General features: G+C 60.8%; 11 protein-coding genes. 3 read left to right on the plus strand and 8 right to left on the minus strand.

The annotated features are described in order from the left end of the window. Positions 1-109: 109 nt before the first annotated feature. The 8 genes from rnr to QMK33_RS04785 all read right to left on the minus strand — a co-directional run bounded on the left by rnr (position 110) and on the right by QMK33_RS04785 (position 14,153). Positions 110-2,671, minus strand: coding sequence for a ribonuclease R (gene rnr, locus QMK33_RS04750; protein ID WP_283563410.1), 2,562 nt, complete (start codon positions 2,669-2,671; stop codon positions 110-112). Positions 2,672-2,860: 189 nt separating this feature from the next. Beyond that, positions 2,861-4,663 (minus strand): ABC transporter ATP-binding protein, encoded by a 1,803-nt coding sequence (locus tag QMK33_RS04755; protein WP_283563411.1) that lies wholly within the window; start codon positions 4,661-4,663, stop codon positions 2,861-2,863. 205 nt (positions 4,664-4,868) lie between these two features. Continuing rightward, positions 4,869-5,561, minus strand: coding sequence for a lipoprotein signal peptidase (locus QMK33_RS04760; RefSeq protein WP_283563412.1), 693 nt, complete (start codon positions 5,559-5,561; stop codon positions 4,869-4,871). A 134-nt stretch (positions 5,562-5,695) separates the two neighbouring features. Further along, entirely contained in the window at positions 5,696-9,229 is a 3,534-nt protein-coding gene (gene ileS / locus QMK33_RS04765) for an isoleucine--tRNA ligase (protein ID WP_283563413.1), read from the minus strand. Between the two features lie 215 nt (positions 9,230-9,444). Next, positions 9,445-11,883, minus strand: a complete 2,439-nt coding sequence (locus QMK33_RS04770) for an efflux RND transporter permease subunit (protein ID WP_283563414.1) — start codon at positions 11,881-11,883, stop codon at positions 9,445-9,447. A gap of 45 nt (positions 11,884-11,928) precedes the next feature. Next, complete coding sequence (locus QMK33_RS04775; RefSeq protein ID WP_283563415.1) at positions 11,929-12,279, minus strand: helix-turn-helix domain-containing protein; 351 nt, start codon at positions 12,277-12,279, stop codon at positions 11,929-11,931. A gap of 11 nt (positions 12,280-12,290) precedes the next feature. After that, the gene (locus tag QMK33_RS04780; RefSeq protein WP_283563416.1) at positions 12,291-12,587 is read right to left on the minus strand and encodes a type II toxin-antitoxin system HigB family toxin; all 297 of its coding nucleotides are present in this window, start codon (positions 12,585-12,587) and stop codon (positions 12,291-12,293) included. Positions 12,588-12,641: 54 nt separating this feature from the next. Next, a complete protein-coding gene (locus QMK33_RS04785; RefSeq protein ID WP_283563417.1) occupies positions 12,642-14,153 on the minus strand; it encodes a glycine--tRNA ligase in 1,512 nt (503 codons plus the stop codon). 200 nt (positions 14,154-14,353) lie between these two features. On the opposite strand from QMK33_RS04785, the gene QMK33_RS04790 reads away from it, so the two are divergent. From QMK33_RS04790 to QMK33_RS04800, 3 genes are all read left to right on the plus strand, one after another. Next, positions 14,354-16,786, plus strand: a complete 2,433-nt coding sequence (locus QMK33_RS04790; protein WP_283563418.1) for a TonB-dependent receptor — start codon at positions 14,354-14,356, stop codon at positions 16,784-16,786. Between the two features lie 22 nt (positions 16,787-16,808). Continuing rightward, positions 16,809-17,822: a DUF4249 family protein gene (locus QMK33_RS04795; protein WP_283563419.1), complete on the plus strand. Its 1,014-nt coding sequence runs from the start codon at positions 16,809-16,811 to the stop codon at positions 17,820-17,822. A 163-nt stretch (positions 17,823-17,985) separates the two neighbouring features. Beyond that, positions 17,986-19,389, plus strand: coding sequence for an inorganic phosphate transporter (locus tag QMK33_RS04800; protein WP_283563420.1), 1,404 nt, complete (start codon positions 17,986-17,988; stop codon positions 19,387-19,389). The last annotated feature ends 143 nt before the right edge of the window (positions 19,390-19,532 follow it).

A 19,532-nucleotide genomic window follows, 5' to 3' on the forward strand; every position in this document is an offset into this window, starting at 1 on the left:
TGGAGCGCGGTAATCCTTCCTTCAGCACTTGGATTACTAACCCAAGTGCGAAGGAAAGATTGCCGCGCTCCACTTCGTTGCGCTCGCAATGACAGATGAATTATAGAATCTAGCGGCGGCGCTTGACGCCTTCCTTGCCGCCGCGGCTACTGCCGCCGCTGCCTTTGTAGCCACCGCCGCCCTTGCTATTACCGCCGCTGTTGCGGGCGGGGCGGCCCCCGCGGCCGGCTTCGCGCTCGGCGCGCTCGCGTTGCTTCACGCCTTCGGGGCGGTCGTCGACCAGCTCCATGTCGATGGTGCGGTCGAGCAGGTTGGCCGACGTTACCACCACTTGCAACTCGTCGCCAAACTGGATGATGCGCTTCGAGCCGCGGCCCACGATGCGGTAGTTCTCCTTGTCAAGCTCAAACGTATCGCCGGGAATGTCGGAGATACGCACCATGCCTTCGCACTTGTTGGCCTCGATTTCGATGTAGATGCCGCGCTCGGTGAGGCCCGATACCACGCCCGTAAACTGCTCGCCGATGTGCGCGCCGATGTACTCGACCTGCTTGTATTTGATGCTGGCGCGCTCGGCATTGGCGGCCAGCTTCTCGCGGGCCGAGGAATGCTTGCAGGCTTCTTCTACGGGCTCCACGGCGGCGTTCTTACCGCCATTGAGGTAGTACTCCAGCAGGCGGTGGGCCATCATGTCGGGGTACCGGCGGATGGGTGAGGTGAAGTGCGAGTAGTGCGCAAACGCAAGGCCGAAGTGACCCAGCGGCTCGGTAGTATAAATGGCCTTCGACATGGACCGGATGGCCAGGCCCTGAATCACGTTTTGCTCGGGCTTGCCCACCACCTCAGTGCTCAGCTTGTTGAGCTCGGTGCTTACTTTTTTGGGGTTGCTCAGGTTGAGGGTGTGGCCAAACTTCTGGGCAAACATGGCGAAGTTTTCGAGGCGGTCGGGGTCGGGTGCGTCGTGGGTGCGATACACCATAGTGAAGCGCGGCTTGGTCTTTTTGAGGCCAAACACGAACTCGGCCACCCGCTTGTTGGCGAGCAGCATGAACTCCTCGATGAGCTTGTGCGCGTCCTTGCGCTCCTTCACGTACACGCCAAGCGGCTTGCCGTCTTCGCCCAGCTTGAACTTCACCTCCTGCGTTTCAAAGCTGATGGCCCCCTTGCGGAAGCGCTCAGCCGAGAGCAGCTTGGCCAGCCGGTTGAGCAGGTTTACCTCTTCGGCGAATTCGCCCGCGCCGGTTTCGATGCGCTCCTGCGCGTCTTCATAGCTGAAGCGGCGGTCGGAGTGAATGACGGTTTTGCCAAACCAGGAATCCACCAGCTTGCCCTTATCGTCGAGTTCAAACACGGCCGAGAAGGTGAGCTTGTCCTCGTTGGGCCGCAGCGAGCAGAGGCCGTTGGAAAGGTTCTCGGGCAGCATCGGAATCACGCGGTCTACCAGGTACACCGAGGTGGCGCGGTTCTTACTCTCGCGCTCCAGCTCGGTGCCGAGGCGCACGTAGTGGGTCACGTCGGCGATGTGCACCCCTACTTCGTGGTTGCCGTTTTCGAGGGTGCGCAGGCTCAGGGCATCGTCAAAGTCCTTGGCGTCGGCCGGGTCGATGGTGAAGGTGAGCACGTCGCGGAAGTCGCGGCGCTTGGCAATCTCCTCCCTGGTTACCTCCGTCGGGATGGCGTCGGCCTCCTCTTCCACCCCCGCCGGGAATTCGAAGGGCAGGCCGAACTCGGCCATGATGGCGTTTATCTCGGCCTCGTTCTCGCCGGCCGCGCCGAAGTTGCGGGCGATGGTACCCACCGGGCTGCGGCCCTGCGAATCCTGGTCCGGAAACTCGGTGATGCGCACCAGCACCTTGTCGCCGTTGCGGGCGTCGCCTAGCTCGCTGGCGGGCACCATCACATCAAAATAAGCCTTGCGGCTGTCGGGCTTCACAAAGCCGATGGAACCGTTGATTTGCAGGCGCCCCACCACTTCGGGGCGCTGGCGCTTGAGTACCTCCACCACGTCGCCAGTGAGGCGGCCGTCGCGCATGCCGCGCAGGCGCACCCGCACCAGGTCGCCATCGAGGGCGTAGCGTAGCTGGTCGGTGAAGACGCGGATATCATCGCCCTCTCCATCCTCCCGCATTACAAAGGCGAAGCGCGGCGTGGCCAGCGACACCGTACCGATTACGGTGTTCACGTCGCGCTGAGACCGACGGTCGGGGCCATCGCCCACGTGGTCGAAGCCCGCCGCCCGGCGGCGGTGGATGATGGGGTCCTGGCCGAATTCCTCTTCTAGGACCGATTCTGCGGCGGCGGTGGCGGCGGCCTTTTTAGTGGTTTTGCGGGCCTTGGTGGCGCTGGCGGCCACTTGCAGGTCGGTGGGGTTAGCCAGGCGATACTCGTCGTTCTGGAGCAACTCCAAGCGGCCGGCCTGCTTCAGTTCCTTCAGGTGAGCAAACAGCTCTTCGCGCTGCGCCTTGGTGGTGATGCCGAGGCGGCGCGAGAGTTGCCGATAAGCCAGCACCTTGCCGGGGTTATCGGCAAACTGGCGGTACACGAGCTCTTCGTCGATGCTGGCTGCGGCCGCAGCCGCAACGGAGACTTTAGGGGTAGGAGCTGCCTTGGCGGCGGGGGCTGCCTTCGCGCGAGCGGCGCGGGGGGCGGCGGGGTCTTTGGGGTTTTTCATTAAGTTGGTAAGACGGCCGCCGGGCAGCTTGGGGTAAGATTGACGAAGGCGACGCGTGGTAAAGAAATTGGGAACGGAGGATTATTCCGCTCATTATTGGGTAAAAGTAAAACGGGAGCGGGAGCGGCTTGTTCAAAGCTAAGTGCCCGAGCAGCCGGGTACTACAGGCCCGCCGTGCGCTGGCCCACCTTACTGCGCCACCCGCGCCGCGATGCGGGCCGGGTCATCACTGGGGATGGCTGCCAGCAGCTGCTGCGTATACGGATGCTGCGGGTGTGCGTACACATCAGCCGCCGGGCCGCTCTCCACAATCTTACCTTGGCTCATCACCAGCAGGCGGTCGCTCATGAAGCGGGCCACCGACAGGTCGTGGGTAATAAAGAGGTAGGTGATGCCCAACTCGCGCTTGAGGTCGTTGAGCAGGTTGAGCACTTGCGCCTGCACCGACACGTCGAGTGCCGACACCGACTCATCGCACACGATGAGCTTGGGCCGCAGCGCCAGCGCCCGCGCAATGCAAATGCGCTGCCGCTGCCCACCGCTGAACTCATGCGAGTAGCGCTGCTCCGCGTCCTCACTCAGGCCCACGGTGCGCAGCAACTCGCGCACCCGGGCCTTTTGCTCGGCGCGGTTGCCACCCACGCCGTGCACCCGCAACGGTTCCAGAATTGCCTCGCCCACGGTGAGCATCGGGTTGAGGGCCGCGTAGGGGTCCTGAAACACGAGCTGAAACTCGCGCCGCCGGTGGCGCAATTCGCCGGCCGGTAGGCGCGCCAAGTCAGTGCCTTCAAACAAGATGCGGCCGGCCGTTGGTTCCGTGAGGCGGAGCAGAGCCCGGCCGAGCGTGGTTTTGCCGCAACCCGACTCGCCCACGAGGCCCACCGTTTCGCCGCGATAGATATCGAAGCTGACTTCATCCACGGCTCGCACGTAGGTGGTGGCCCGGGTGAAGAACCCCTTGCGGATGGGAAAGTAAACCTGGAGGTTTTCGACTTGCAGCAGGGGCGAATCGGCCGTGGAACGTGGATTTTGTTCCACGGGGAACGTTTTGGTGGTATCAGAATTAGTCCGTAACTGCAAAATGGCCGTTTCGGTGGGGGTGGCTCCTCCCCCACCGGCGCGCGCCGTGAGGTTGCCGGCCGCGTCGGTGTCCATGAAGTCGGCTACTACGGGCAGGCGCGTTTTGCCAATGGAGAGCCGGGGGCGGCAGGCTAACAGGCCTTTAGTGTAGGGGTGCTGGGGGTTGGTGAAAATATCGAGCACCGTGCCCTGCTCCACCACCCGGCCGCGGTACATGACCAGGATGCGGTCGGCGATTTCGGCCACCACGCCGAGGTCGTGGGTGATGAAGAGCACGGCCGTGCCGTACTCGCGCCGCAAGTCGCGGATGAGCTGCAATATTTTGGCCTGCACCGTTACGTCGAGCGCCGTGGTGGGCTCATCGGCGATGAGCAGGGCGGGGCGGGCTGCCATGGCCATGGCAATCATCACGCGCTGCTTCTGGCCGCCGCTGATTTCGTGCGGGTAGGATTTGAAAATATGGGCTGGGCGCGGCAGCTGGGCTTCGGTAAATAACTCTATAGTGCGGGCCTCAGCTTCTTTGGCCGTGAGCGCGGTGTGTAGCAGCAGCGCCTCGACCACCTGGTAGCCGCAGGTGAGCACGGGGTTCAGGGAAGTCATGGGCTCCTGAAAAATCATGCTGATGTCGTTGCCCCGCACTTGTTGCAGCTGCGCCTCGGTGAGGGGCAGCAAATCGACAGACCCCAGTTTGTCGGATTCGAAAAGCGCCGTGCCGCTTTCGATGCGGGCGGCCGGCTTGGCCAGCAGCCCCAGCAGCGCCAGCGAGGTCACCGACTTGCCCGAGCCCGACTCGCCCACAATGGCGAGCACCTCTCCCCTGTTTATCTCAAACGAGACGCCGGCCACGGCCCGCGTGTGCCCGCGCTGCGAATGAAAATCGACGGTGAGGTTTTCGACCGAGAGTAGAGGCATAGACGACAAACTTACAGCAGGCTAAAAATATAAACGTCTGCCATGCTGAGCACGGCAGACGTTTTCTAGTCATTCAACGCTTAATGGGCTGGGTAATCCAAGTTGCGAGCCGTGCTCCCCGGTCGGCCGGCGCGAGCCGGCGGACCGGCAAAGCGGCCCCACAAATTGAACCTTGCCAGTGAGGCGCGCTGGTCCACAACTTAGGCTAGGTGAGCTCCGAAGTGGGTGGCTCGGCGGTAAGGGCAGCCGTGTTTTGCTCGCTCTGCTTGAAGAAGCGGCCTTGCAGCAGCAGAATCAGCGCCACGCCGACGAAGATGGACGAATCGGCGATGTTGAAGATGGGCCATAGCGACAGGTACTTGCCGCCTATCAGGGGCCACGAAGCTGGTAGGAAGCCCTCGAAAATGTCAACGTATATCATATCAATGACTTGGCCGAAAAACCACGGCGTGGGCGAGCCAAAGGGTGCGTTGTGGTAGATGACGCCGTAGAAAATCGAGTCGATGACGTTGCCCACGGCCCCACCCAAAATCAGGGCCATGCAGGCGATGAAGCCCGCCGCCGCCCGGTGCCGCCACAGGTACACCATATAATAGCTGATGCCGCCGGCCGCTAGAATGCGGAAAGCTGTGAGCACCACCTTGCCGTAGGGCGGCGGCAGCAACTCCACGCCGAAGGCCATGCCAGGGTTGAGGATGGAATGCAGCTTGAGCCAGTTGCCAATGAGCGGTATCTCGCCCGCCAGGCCAGGGGCCATATGCGTGTGCACCAGATACTTAGAAAGCTGGTCGATAGCGATAATCAAGATGGCCAGCAGGAAAAAGGGCAACACGCTGCCCCGGCGCGCCAGGTAGCGCGGAGGCGCGGAAGAAGAAGCGGCGGGTAAATCGGTCTGCACGGATGAAACTCTGGTTACTTTGTACTGTTTTATACCGGATTACGAGGTTTCATAACCTTTAAAAACGGCTTGGGCAAGGCGTTGTGCGCGAGAAAACCCGGCCGCGCTTTGGGGCGCAGCCGGGTGGCTCACAATCAGGCAGTTACGACGTCTACTTTGGCAGGCACCGAGAAGTCGTCAAACTCCAGTACCGCGCCGCCAGCTACTTCGGGCACGAACTCCAGGCGCAGGGCCTGCACTTCTTCGCGGATGTAGTTGCCAAACGAGGCCACGGCGGCGTGCAACTCGGCGGGCGCGCTGGCGGCCAGCGCCACGCTAATGCGGTCCTGCACCTCCAGGCCCGAATCTTTGCGCAGGTTCTGGAGGCGGTTGACCAGCTCACGGGCTAAGCCTTCCTGGCGCAGTTCATCGGTGAGGGTCACGTCGAGGGCCACGGTGAGCGGACCGTCGGTAGCCACGAGCCAGCCGGGCAGGTCTTGGGTGCGGATTTCCACTTCGTCGAGGTGCAGGGTGAGGGTTTCGCCCTCCACTTCCACGGCTAGCTCGCCTTGCTTTTCGAGCTGGCTTAACTCGTCGGGACTCAGGGTTTGGATGCGGGCCCCCACGGCCTTGAGGCGCGGGCCATACACCTGGCCGAGGCGCTTGAAATTGGGCTTCACCGACTTCACCAGCACGCCGCTGGTGTCGTCCAGAAACTCCACATGCTTCACGTTGACCTCGGCGCAAATCAGGTCTTCGACCTTGCTCACTTGCTCCTTGGTAGAGCCGTTCAGCACCGGCACCAGGATGCGCTGCAAGGGCTGGCGCACCTTCAGCACCGATTTCTTGCGCAGCGAGTGCGTGAGCGAGCTGATGCGCTGGGCCAACTCCATACGCTCTTCCAACGCTTTGTCGATGAGCGTAGTATCAGCCTCGGCCAGGTAGGTCAAGTGTACCGACTCGGCCCCACCCCCAGCCCCTCCCCTGCGGGGGAGGGGAGCCGAGATAGAACGCACGTTATCAGAAGTTTCGAAGTCGTTAGGCTCCCCTTCTCCCATAGGGGAAGGGGTCGGGGGATGGGGCTGCATCAGGTTACCATACAGCCAGTCGGCGAAGAACGGCGCAATCGGCGCCATAAGCTGCGCCACGGTGCTGAGGCACTCGTGCAGCGTTTCGTAAGCGGCTTGCTTGTCGGTAGTTAGCTCACCTTTCCAGAAGCGGCGGCGCGAGAGGCGCACGTACCAGTTGGAGAGCTGGTCGGCCACGAAATCCTGGATGGCGCGGGCGGCTTTCGTGGGGTCGTAGCTGTCGAAGTGGCCGCGTACTTCGGCCAGCAGCGATTGCAACTTGCTCAGAATCCAGCGGTCCAGCTCGGTGCGCTCGGCCACGGGCACACTGGGCTTCTCCCCCATTTGGAAGCGGTCGAGGTTGGCATAGAGCGCGAAGAAGGAGTACGTGTTGAAGAGCGTACCGAAGAACTTGCGCTGCGCCTCCACAATGCCGGCCGAATCAAACTTAAGGTTGTCCCAGGGCGAAGAATTGGCAATCATGTACCAACGCGTGGCGTCGGGGCCGTACTTGGCAATCGTCTCAAACGGGTCCACGGCGTTGCCAAGGCGCTTACTCATCTTGTTGCCCTCCTTATCGAGCACCAAGCCGTTGGCAATCACGTTTTTAAAGGCCACCGAGTCTTCCAGCATCACGGCCAGCGCGTGCAGCGTGAAGAACCAGCCGCGGGTCTGGTCCACGCCTTCGGCGATGAAATCGGCGGGGAAATTCTTGGCGAATTTCTCCTGATTCTCAAACGGATAGTGCCACTGTGCATACGGCACCGCGCCCGAGTCGAACCACACGTCGATGAGGTCGGGCTCGCGGTACATGGGCTGGCCACTGGGCGAAACCAGGAAAATATCGTCCACGTAGGGCCGGTGCAGGTCCACTTTTTCGCCGTTGGCGTAGGGGTTGTGGGTCATCACTTCGGCCGCTACGGCCTTATCAATCTCCGCCTTTAGCTCGGCGATGCTGCCGATGCAGATTTCCTCGGTGCGGTCCTGGGTGCGCCAGATGGGCAGCGGCGTGCCCCAGTAGCGCGAGCGGCTGAGGTTCCAGTCCACCAGGTTTTCGAGCCAGTTGCCGAAGCGGCCGGTGCCGGTGCTTTCGGGCTTCCAGTTGATGGTTTTGTTGAGCTCGATGAGGCGGTCTTTCACGGCCGTGGTCTTGATAAACCACGAGTCGAGGGGGTAGTACAGCACCGGCTTGTCAGTGCGCCAGCAGTGCGGATAGGTGTGCTCGTACTTCTCGGTTTTGAAGGCCGTGCCGTTGGTGCGCATCCGAATGGCGATGCTCTCATCCAGCGTTTTATAGTCGGCCCCGCTCTGGTCGTGGCCGTCGTAATTCTTCACCCAGCGGCCGCCAAACTCGCCCATTTGGGCCACGTAGCGGCCCGTGCGGTCCACGATGGGGCCGAGGGTACCCTCTTTATCCGGCAGCATCAGCGCGGGGATGTTGTTGAGCTGCGCCACCCGAAAGTCGTCCGCGCCAAACGTGGGCGAAATGTGCACGATGCCGGTACCGTCTTCGGTGGTTACGAAGTCGCCGGGGATTACACGGAAGGCATTTTCTTCACCTTCGAAGTGCGGGAAACCGGCTTCGGTACCGAATAGGCGCTCGTAATGGATGCCTACTAGGTCTTTTCCTTTGAATTCAGCTATGATTTTTGGCCTAGCAGCCTCGACAATAGCCAAAGCCGTCTTCAACGGGTCTATAACAAGCGGGTCACTAGAAAACTGCTTTGTGAGAGCTGTAACGTTTGGGACGGCAACTAATTTATCTAAGAGTTTCTTAGCAGCTACGACAGCAATTTTTTCGTGTGTGTACTGATTCTCAGTAACTGCTAGAACATAGTCGATGTTGTTACCTACTGCTAGTGCAGTATTAGCAGGTAGAGTCCAAGGAGTAGTAGTCCAAGCTAAAACAGAAACTGGCACATCTACTTTTTCAGCTTCTAGCGCTTCAAACAGCTTCTCCGAAGCCGCATCGCGCACTACCTTAAACTGCGCCACTACCGTCGTATCCTTCACGTCCTTATACGTGCCCGGCTGGTTCAGCTCGTGCGACGAAAGGCCAGTGCCGGCGGCCGGTGAGTAGGGCTGAATGGTGTAGCCTTTGTACAGGAAACCCTTGTCGTAGAGCTTCTTGAGGAGCGCCCAGCAGCTCTCGATGTACTCGGGCTCGAAGGTGATGTAGGGGTCGTCGAGGTCCACCCAGTAGCCCATTTGCTGGGTCAGCTCGTCCCACTGCGCCTTGAAGCGCATCACGGTTTCGCGGCAGCGCTGGTTGTACTCCTCCACGCTGATTTTGTGGCCGATATCCTCCTTCGTGATGCCCAGCTCCTTCTCCACTTGCAGCTCGATGGGCAGGCCGTGGGTATCCCAACCGCCCTTGCGGGGCACCTGCTTGCCGAGCTGCGTCTGGTAGCGGCAGAAGATGTCCTTCACCGCCCGCGCCATCACGTGGTGGATGCCGGGCTGGCCATTGGCCGAGGGCGGACCCTCGTAAAACACGAACGTGGGCTGGCCGTCGCGGCTGCTCACGCTCTTCTCAAAAATGCCGTTGGCCTCCCAATAGGCCCGCACGTCGGTGGCGAGCTTGGCGTAGTCGAGCGGCTGCTTGTATTCGGTATAAGTCATTGTATTAGTAGCTATTAGCTGCTAGCCGTTAGCTTTTTTCGTTTGTAGCATCGCCCTCCGCGTGCGCCTCACCCCCTAGCCCCCTCTCCGAAAAGGAGAGGGGGGATTAGCTTTTAAATCTAGTACCAGCCTGGCAACTAAAACTAGAGCTAGTTCCCCCTCTCCTTTTCGGAGAGGGGGCCAGGGGGTGAGACACCCCGTTAGGCAGATTTGATTCAAGTTGTTTTAATCACTTTGTTGCGCTCCACGCTTAGGCGCTGCAAGTTCTGGTCTACGTCGTCGTCTTCCTCGTGGTAGTTCTCATCGTAGTGGTGCACGAGGGCGGCTTTGGGAGTGTGCCAGCCGCCGCCGCGCTCGAAGGTTACGAGCAGCGCGGGCAGGAAAACCAGGTTCGAAAAGTTGGTAATCAGCAGCGATGCGCCCATAAGCACGCCCAGCGCCTTGGTGCCCCCAAACTCGCTGAACCCGTAGATACTGAACCCGATAAAGAGCACGGCGCTGGTGTAGAACATGCTCGTGCCGGCCTCGCTCAGCGTGTTGGTAATGGCCTCGCTCACGCTGCGGTTGGCGATGGCCATTTCCTGCCGGAACTTGGCCAGCAGGTGTATCGAGTTGTCGCCGTCGATGCCGAGGGCAATCACGTAGATGAGCGCCGTACTGGGCTTGAGAGCAATGCCGAAGTAGCCCATCACGCCGGCCGTGAGGGTCAGCGTTAACACGTTGGGAGCCAGCGCGTAGAAGATGGTACGGAACGAGCGGAACACCAGCACCACTACCAGCGCCACCAGCCCGAAGGCCCACAGCAGGCTCTCGCCCAGAGTACCGATAACGTACTCGTTACCCTTCGTGAAAATAACCGTGGTCCCGGTGCGGCGCACTACCATATCGGTGCCGCTGAAAATGCGCTTGATAGCCGGCTCAATGCGCTTATTCACCAGCGTATCGAGCTTGTGCGAGCCGATATCGGCGATTTTTACGCTGATGCGGGCGCGCTGCTGCGTGCTGTCGGTGAAGGACTTGAGCAGCTTACTGGTCGAGTTTTTACCTTGCCCCTGCGAGTTGGCCAGGTAGCTCAGAATGAAGTTCTTATCGTCGTTATCCGGCAGCTTATAAAAGCTGGGGTCGCCATTATAAAAAGCCTGCTTGGCCGCCTTCAAAAACGTCACCATGCTGATGGGCGTCGATAGCTCGGGCTGGGCTTGCAGAAACTTATCGAACTGGTCGATTTTCTGCAAGTTGGGCAGCTTCAGCAGGCCCTTGGGCTGCTTGGTATCCACCACAAATTCCAGGGGCATCACCCCGCCGAAGCGGGCTTCGAAGAAGCTCAAGTCCTCGTTCACCGAGCTTTTCTTGGGCAGGTCGTCCACCATGTACGACACGGCTTCGATGCGCGAAATACCGATGGCCGCCAGCCCTACCAGCAGCGCCGCCGTGAGGTAAATGGTGCGCCGCCGCCGCAGCACAATGAAGTCGAGGAAGTGCACAATGCCCACCAGCGGCTTCGAATCGAGGTGCTCCAGCTGCTTGGCGCTGGGGCCGGGCAGGTAGGTAAACACCGCCGGAATCATGATGAAGCTGATGGCGAAGGCCACGAAAATATTGACCGTCGCCACCAGGCCAAACTGGTAGAGAATGGCAATATCGGTGAAGGTGAACACGAAAAAACCGATGGCCGAAGTCGTGTTATTGACCAGCGTAATGAGGCCGATTTTGCGCACTACCCGCGTCATGGCCAGTACTTGGTTACCCGATTTGCGGTAGTCGTAGTGGTAGCGCGAGAGTAGGTACGTGCAGTTGGGCACGCTGATAACCACTAGGATAGACGGAATCAAACCCGTGAGCAGGTTTATTTTAAACCCGAGCAGCACAATGCTGGCCACGCACCATATCATCACGATAATGACGACCAGCAGCGGCACTACCACCGCCGACCAGGTGCGGAAAAACACGTACAGAATGACGGCCATCACGAGCACCATGAGCCCGGCAAACATCTTCATCTCGGCCGATACCTTGCTCGTCATCGTCGAGCGCACGTAGGGCAGGCCCGCGTAGTGCAGCTTGATACCGGTGTCCTTCTCAAACTTGGTGGTCAGGTCCAGAATTTTATTCATCACCGCCCCCCGCTTGTTCGAGTTCAGGAACGATGGGTCGAGCGTGATGGCCAGCAGCGTGGCCCCCGAGCGCGGCGCAATCACCTGCCCCTTGTAAAACTCGATGCTGTTCACGACGCCCATCAGCGAGTCGAGCTGCGCCTGGCTGGTGGGGGGCTTCTTGAAGACCGGGGCCGTCACGAAGCGGTTGTTTACGGTATCCTTCTCAATATTAATGAGTTTGGGAATACCCAGTACGCCCGACACGCCCTGCACCTTCACCAGGTTTTCGGCCAGCTCGTCGTACTGCTGAAACTGCTTGAGCCGGTACACCGAGCTGTCCTGCATGCCCACCACCAGGATGTTGCCATCCTCGCCGAAGGTTTTCTTGAACTGCTGGAAGTAGACCATGTCCGGGTCTTTCGGGCTCACAACCTGGGCAAAGTCATAGGTCATTTCCACGTCCTTGGCTATCCAGGCCATGCCCACGGTCGCGGCGGCAATGAGGCCCAGCAACCAGCCGCGGTACTTGATGATAAAGAGGGCGATATGTCCCCACATAAGCTTATAAAATGAGTAGCAACGTAAATAAAGTGGCGGGCTGGCTTAGGCCGCTTCCAGAATAAAATCGCCCGGAATTCCTAAGCGGCTGTGCAGCCGCTTAGCAAAATCTAAGTCAATAATTTGCTGGCCGTTGAGTACGGCGCGTAAGCTTTCAGGGCTGATTCCAAGAAGCTCAGCCAGCTGCTGATTACTGAGCTGACGCGCCAGTCGCTCTCGCTCCAGCCGGGCAATGAGCGAATTAGGCGGTAGCGGCCGGTGGCCATTCTCGTTTTCATACGTATTCACTACGTTGCCCAACATCGTAATTTCAGCCAGATTAGTAGGCTCATGGTCAAGCAAATACTCCAGGCGATGCAAAGCCTGCTGGTAGTCGGCTTCGTTACTGAGTTCCATAACAACGCTAGCTAAATAGTGGTAATGTCGGCAAGTCGGTCGTAGTCAGCATGGGTACCGATGAAGCGCACATACACCTGGCGGGCCGGGAAAAAGATACGCACTACGAGCCGATAGCGGTTGCGGCGCAGGTTGAACACCCAGCGGTCGCCCCCAACGTAGTCGGCCGTGCGGTCAAATGCCCGCACGGCCGCGCCATTTTCCCATTCGGCGGCTTCCACCGCGTCGAACCAGTCCAGGATATCGGCCGCTACGTCGGGATGCAGCAGGCCAAATTCCCTTAACGCCCGCTTCGTCAGTACTTGCATAGTCGAAAGCCAATTACCTCCGCTCAGAGTTCCGGCGAGGCTTCGCCGCGTGGGTTACAGCTTCGCAAATATCGTTTTGAAGCTCACGGCCTCGCCAATGTAGGCCCGCAACGCGCTGATGGGCATGCGAATTTGCTCGCGGGTGTCGCGGTCGCGCACCGTCACGGTATCGTCTTCGAGGGTCTGGCCGTCCACCACGATGCAGAAGGGCGTGCCGATGAGGTCCTGGCGGGTGTAGCGCTTGCCGATGGCGTCCTTGTCCTCGATTACCAGGCGGAAATCGAAGCGCAGGTCGTCGAAAATCTGCTGGGCTTTTTCGGGCATACCGTCCTTGCGCACCAGCGGGAAAATGGCGGCCTTGATGGGCGCCACGGCCGGGTGCAGCTTCAGCAGCGTGCGCTGCTTGGTAGTCTGGGCTTCGCCCTCGCCTTCGGTAATAGTTTCTTCCTGAAAGGCCTCGCAGAGCGTGGCCAGAAACAGGCGGTCGGCACCCACCGAGGTTTCGACCACGTAGGGCACGTAGTTGCCGTAGGGCTTGCCGGTGGCTTCGTCAATATCGTTGTCGAAGTACTGCTGCTTTTTGCGGCTCAGGTTCTGGTGCTGGGTCAGGTCGAAGTCGCCGCGCGAGTGAATGCCCTCCATCTCCTTGAAGCCGAAGGGGAATTCATACTCGATATCTACGGCGGCCTTGGCGTAGTGGGCCAGCTTGTCGTGGTCGTGGAAACGCAGCTTGGCGGCCGGCAGGCCCAGCGCTTCGTGGAAGCGGCGGCGGGCGGCCTTCCAGATGTCGTACCACGCGCCTTCGGTGCCGGGGCGCACGAAGAACTGCATCTCCATCTGCTCAAACTCGCGCATGCGGAAAATGAACTGCCGGGCCACAATCTCGTTGCGGAACGCCTTGCCAATCTGCGCGATACCGAATGGGATTTTCATCCGCGCCGACTTCTGCACGTTCAGAAAATTGACGAAAATACCCTGGGCCGTTTCGGGGCGCAGGTACACGGGCGGCGCGTCCGAGTCCACGGCCGAGCCCTGGGTCGAGAACATCAGGTTGAACTGGCGCACCTCAGTCCACTTGCCGGTGCCGGAGACGGGGCACTTGATTTCTTCGTCAAGAATGAGCTGACGCACGCCGGCCAGGTCGTTGGCCGTGAGCAGGCGGCCCATCTCAGCGGTGAGGGCAGCACCGCGAGCAGGGTCGCCGGCTTTTTCGTATTCGGCGGCTTTTTCTTCGAGCAGTACATCAGCGCGGTAGCGCTTCTTGCTGTCGAGGTTATCAATGAGCGGGTCGTTGAAGCCGGCTACGTGGCCGCTGGCCTCCCAGGTTTGGGGGGCCATGAAAATAGCCGCGTCGAGGCCCACTACGTTGCCGTGCAGCTGGGTCATGGCCTCCCACCACAGGCGTTTCAAATTATTCTTCAGCTCCACGCCGTTGGGCCCGTAGTCATACACGGCGGCGAGGCCGTCATATATTTCGGAAGACTGAAATACAAAACCGTATTCTTTGGCGTGGGCAATAATATCTTTTAGCTGAGTATTCTCAGGCGTAGGCGCGGGCTTGCTCATAAGCCGCAAAGATAAACCCCATGCTTGACCGCAGATTCAAACGGATTTCGCTGATACGCTTGCTGCGCAAGCTGATTACGTGGCTGGCTGGGGGGCGCAACCTATTTGGTGGGGGGCGGCTCATCAAACACTCACTTGGGGAGTGGCTGGGTTCTACCTTGTGTAGAAATAGCCTATTTCTTCTCTTTTTATTTTCTGCTATGAAGCAGCTTTACCGCTGTTTGCTGCCCGGCTGCCTGCTGGGCGCACTGGCTGCGCGGGCGCAGGCCCCTACTTCTACCCCCAGCCTCCCGCCGCCGCCGGCGCGCGTTACTGTTAGCGGCTATGTGCGCGACCAGGCTACGGGCGAAAACCTGATTGGGGTGGCCGTGGTGCAGGTGGGTACCGGCCAGGGCACGGCCACCAATACCTACGGTTTTTACTCGCTCACGCTGCCCGCGGCGGGGCTCGACTCGGTGCGGCTGGTGGCCAGCTACGTGGGCTACGAGCGCCAGCGCTGGGCCGTGCCCGCCACTGGTAGCGCCCGGCACGACTTAGGGCTGCCCGCCGCTACCAACGAGCTGGCCGGCGTGGAGGTGGTGGGCGACCGCCAGGCCGCCGACGACCACGGCCCGCGCAGCACCCGCATGGGTACCATCAACATCCCCATCGCCCAAATTAAGAGCCTGCCCAAATTCATGGGCGAAACCGACGTGCTGAAGGTGCTGCAACTGCTGCCCGGCGTGCAGAGTGGCGGCGAGGGCAGCAGCGGCCTCTACGTGCGCGGCGGCTCGCCCGACCAGAACCTGATTCTGCTCGATGGCACGCCGGTCTACAACGCGGCGCACCTGTTCGGCTTCTTCTCGGTGTTTAATGCCGACGCCCTCAATAATGTGGAATTGATAAAGGGCGGCTTCCCGGCGCGGTACGGGGGGCGGCTGTCGTCGGTGCTCGATATTTCGATGAAGGAGGGCAACGCGCAGCAGCTGCACGGCGAGGGGGCCATCGGGCTCATTGCCTCGCGCATCACGCTGGAAGGGCCGATTAAGAAGGACGTGGCCTCGTTCATCGTCTCGGCGCGGCGCACGTACCTCGATGTGGTGGCCCAGCCGCTCATCAAGTGGCAGCTGCGCCAGGAGGGCCAGGCGGGCTCGCTGGGCTATTATTTCTACGACCTCAACGCCAAGCTCAACTGGAAGGTGGGCAGCCGCGACCGCCTCTACCTGAGCGCCTACCGCGGCTACGACAAGTTTTCGGCCAACCTGCGCAGCACTACCGAGGACCCCACCGACTACCGCCGCTCGGCCAACAGCCTGGGCTGGGGCAACCTCACCGGGGCCCTGCGCTGGAACCACGTGGTGAACGACCAGCTGTTTATGAACACCCACCTCACCTACAGCCAGTACCAGTTCGACATCGACCAGTCGCGGCAATACACTCACCTCGGCCAGGGCCAGCCCGCCACCGATATTAACGCCCTCAACTACCTGTCGAACATCAAGGACTGGAGCCTGAAGACCGACTTCGACTACGTGCCGTCGCCGGCGCACTACCTGCGGTTTGGGGGCCAGCTTATCCGGCACGCGTTTCGGCCGGGCGCGGTGGTCCAGAACGACAACACCGACGGCGTGACCAGCGCCGCCGCCTCGGGCAGCCGCACGCAGGGCACCGAAAGCGCTGTCTACGTGGAAGATGACGTGCACCTCACGCCCCGCCTGAAGGTGAACGCCGGCCTGCGCCTGAGCAGCTTTTACGTCGATAGCAAGCTCTATCCCTCCCTGGAGCCGCGCCTCGCCGCCCGCTACATGCTCACCGACGAGTGGGCCCTGAAGGCCGCCTACGCCCGCACCACGCAGTATATTCACCTGCTCACCAACAGCGGCATCGGCCTGCCCACCGACTTGTGGGTGCCGGCCACGGCGGCGGTGCGGCCGCAGGTGGCGCACCAGTTTGGGCTGGGCGCGGCCCGCACGCTGCACCGCGGGGGCGAAGAGTTTGAGCTGAGCCTGGAGGCCTACTACAAGCCGATGCAGAACCTGGTGGAATACCGCGAGGGCGCCAGCTTTCTCAATACCACCGACGGCGACTGGCAAAGCAAAATCACGAGCGGCCGGGGCTGGGCCTACGGCGCCGAGCTGTTTTTACAGAAGAAAACCGGCCGCACCACCGGCTGGCTCGGCTACACGCTGGCCTGGAGCAACCGCCAGTTTGGGGAGCTGAACCAGGGCCGGATTTTCCCTTACAAGTACGACCGACGCCACGATGTCTCGCTGGTGGTTATTCACCATTTCAGCCCTACGCTCACGCTGTCGGGCACCTGGGTGTATGGCACCGGCAACGCCACCACGCTGTCGTCGGGCCGCTACCAGCTGGGAAGCGGGCAGATTTTTGACGACTACGGCGACCGCAACTCCTACCGCATGGCGGCCTACCACCGCTTCGACCTCGACCTGAGCAAGACCAAGAAAAAGCGCTGGGGCGAAATAGTCAACAGCCTGTCTATCTACAATGTATATAGCCGCAACAACCCCTACTACATCTACTACGAGGCCGGTAGTATCAGCCCCAACGGCGTGGTAAACAAGCAGGCCCGCTACAAGCAGGTGTCGCTGTTTCCCATCATCCCGTCGGTGAGCAAGGCGTTCAAATTTTAGGTCGATTCCTTCGGTAAGCTTTATGAAAAAGACTGTTCTCCTGAGTGCGCTGGCGGCGCTGGCCAGTTGCGACACCGTGGTGGAGGTGCCCGTGCCGGCGCACACGCCGCGGCTATCGCTACTCTATACCCTTAGCAACCAACCGCTTACAACCGATTACCGCCAAAGCTTCGGCGGGCGCACCCTCTACGTGAGCAGCAGCCTGGGCACGCTGGCTACCACGCCCCTGCAAGGCCGCACCGATGCCACCGTGGAGCTGCGCGACGCCAGCGGGCAGGTAGTGGAGCAGTTTGAGGCCGATACGGCCGGCTACCGGCCCCCCGGCTCTAAATACGCCACTTACAACTACGGCCCCTACACGGCCGTGCGCGGCTACGTGGGCCGGCCGGGCCAGGCCTACACACTGCGCGCCAGCGCGCCCGGCGTGGCGCCGCTCGAAGCCACCATTACGCTGCCCGCACCGGCGGCCATTGATGCGGCCAGCGCCAGCTTCGTGGCCAGGCCGCAGGTGGTGGCCTCCGGGCCCTACCCCGCCATTTATGACTACTACGGCCAGCTTTCGTTTGCCATTCTCGACCCGGCGGCCACCACCGACTACTACGCCGTGTACGCGCAGGTGCTCGATGCGGCGGGCAAGTTCTGGGGCGACGTAAACCAGGATTACAGCCTGCAAAACAGCACCGGCCCCGACGTCAACCTGAACCGCTTCGACCTGTCGACGGCCAACGATGTGTACAGAATACTGCCTATCAGTGATGCCGGGCGCAACGGGCAGCGCCTCGCGTTCAGCAACCCCGTGGGTTTTTACTACGGTCGGTCCTACAACGCGCAGAACCCCATTTCGCCGCCCGCCTACCTGGAGCTCACCGTGAGCAGCCTGCCCGCCACCACCTACACCTTCTACCAATCGGTGCAGCGCTTCTACGACACCAACGGCAACCCCTTTGCCGAGCCCGCCCCCCTGCGCTCCAACCTACCCGGCGGCTACGGCCTCTTCGGCGGCGCCACCGACACCCGCCTACGCATCAAGCTCTAAGAAACACCCCACCCCAAAACTCCCCACGTAGTAAGCCCGCGCAGCGGGCGTATCTGCGAAATCCGTTAAATCCGTTTGAATCTGCGGTAATGATTAGGTAACATGCCGTTCGCTTCACGCGGGGTTAATTTTGTGGGCCGGCTACCCACTCCGGCTTCCTTTTATGTTCGGACTTGAACCCCACGTGTTGCTGCTGCTAGCGATTTGTTTGCTGGCAGCCTGCGCTTTTGAATTTGTCAACGGCTTCCACGACACGGCCAATGCCGTGGCTACCGTTATTTATACCAATACCCTGCGGCCCTGGGTGGCCGTGGTGTGGTCGGCGTTTTGGAACTTCATCGGCGTGTTCTCCGGGGGCATTGCCGTGGCCATGGGCATTGTGTACCTGCTGCCCGTCGAAAGCCTGGTTGACCAGAACGTGTACCACGGCATTGCCATGGTGGGGGCGCTGCTGGTGGCGGCCATCATCTGGAACATCGGCACCTGGTACTACGGCATTCCGTCGTCGTCGTCGCACGCGCTCATTGGCTCCATTCTGGGGGTCGGCATCGCGTTTTCGCTGCTGCCCGGTGGCAGGGGCGCGGCCATCAACTGGAGCAAGGCCAGCGAGAGTGGCCTGGCGCTGCTGCTGGGCCCGCTGCTGGGCTTCACCTTCACCATCGGCATGATGTTTCTGCTCAAGCGATTCTTCCCCAGCAAGGCGCTGTTTAAGGAGCCGCACAAGCGCAAGCCGCCGCCCTTGTTCATCCGCCTCACCCTCATTGCTACCTGCACGCTGGTGAGCTTTTTCCACGGCTCCAACGACGGCCAAAAGGGCGTGGGGCTTATCATGCTGATTCTCATTGGGATAGTGCCCGCGCACTTTGCCCTCGACAACTCCAAGAATCCTCTCGACCTGCGCGATTCACTTGCCCGGGTCGAGTACGTTATCAACCGCGTCAACGCTGCCGAGCTGGGCACTACCGACCAGCAGCTGCTAACCGAAGTACGGGCCCAAACGGCCGAGCTCGACCGCGTATTTACTGGCAAAAACGCGGTGAGCGACCTACCCAAGCAGGCCCGCTTCGAGATTCGGCGCGCCATTTTGCTGCTCTCCAACCGGGGCAAAAAGCTGCTCGCCAGCAAAAGCATCAGCCTGAGCACGGCCGACCGCGACACCTACAAAGCGGCCATCGGCCAGATGAGCAGCTTCACCGACTACGCGCCCTGGCAAGTGCTGCTGATGGTATCGCTGTCGCTGGCCTGCGGCACGATGATAGGCTGGCAGCGCATCGTCAAAACCATTGGCGAGCGCATCGGCAAAGAGCACCTTACCTACGCGCAGGGCGCCAGCTCGGAGCTGGTAGCCGCCATGATGATTGGGGCCAGCACCCAACTCGGCCTGCCCTCGTCTACCACGCACGTGCTCACCTCGTCCATCGCGGGCAGCATGGTGGCCAGCCGCGGCGTCAAAAACATCAACCCCGACATGGTGCGCAGCATCGCCCTGGCCTGGGTGCTCACGCTGCCCGTTACCATGGTGCTGTCGGGCGGCCTGTTCCTATTGTTCCGCTCCTTTACGGGGTAAGTAGCGCGGACTTTTAGTCCGCGGATGGTAACCAACAAAACGACAATACCCGCGGACTGAAAGTCCGCGCTACATGCAAAAAGCCAACCCGGTTAGGGTTGGCTTTTTTTGCTAGGCAGGTTGGCTAGGTTTACTAGTGGTAA

It is taken from the genome of Hymenobacter sp. H14-R3, assembly GCF_030063445.1.
GTDB lineage: Bacteria > Bacteroidota > Bacteroidia > Cytophagales > Hymenobacteraceae > Hymenobacter.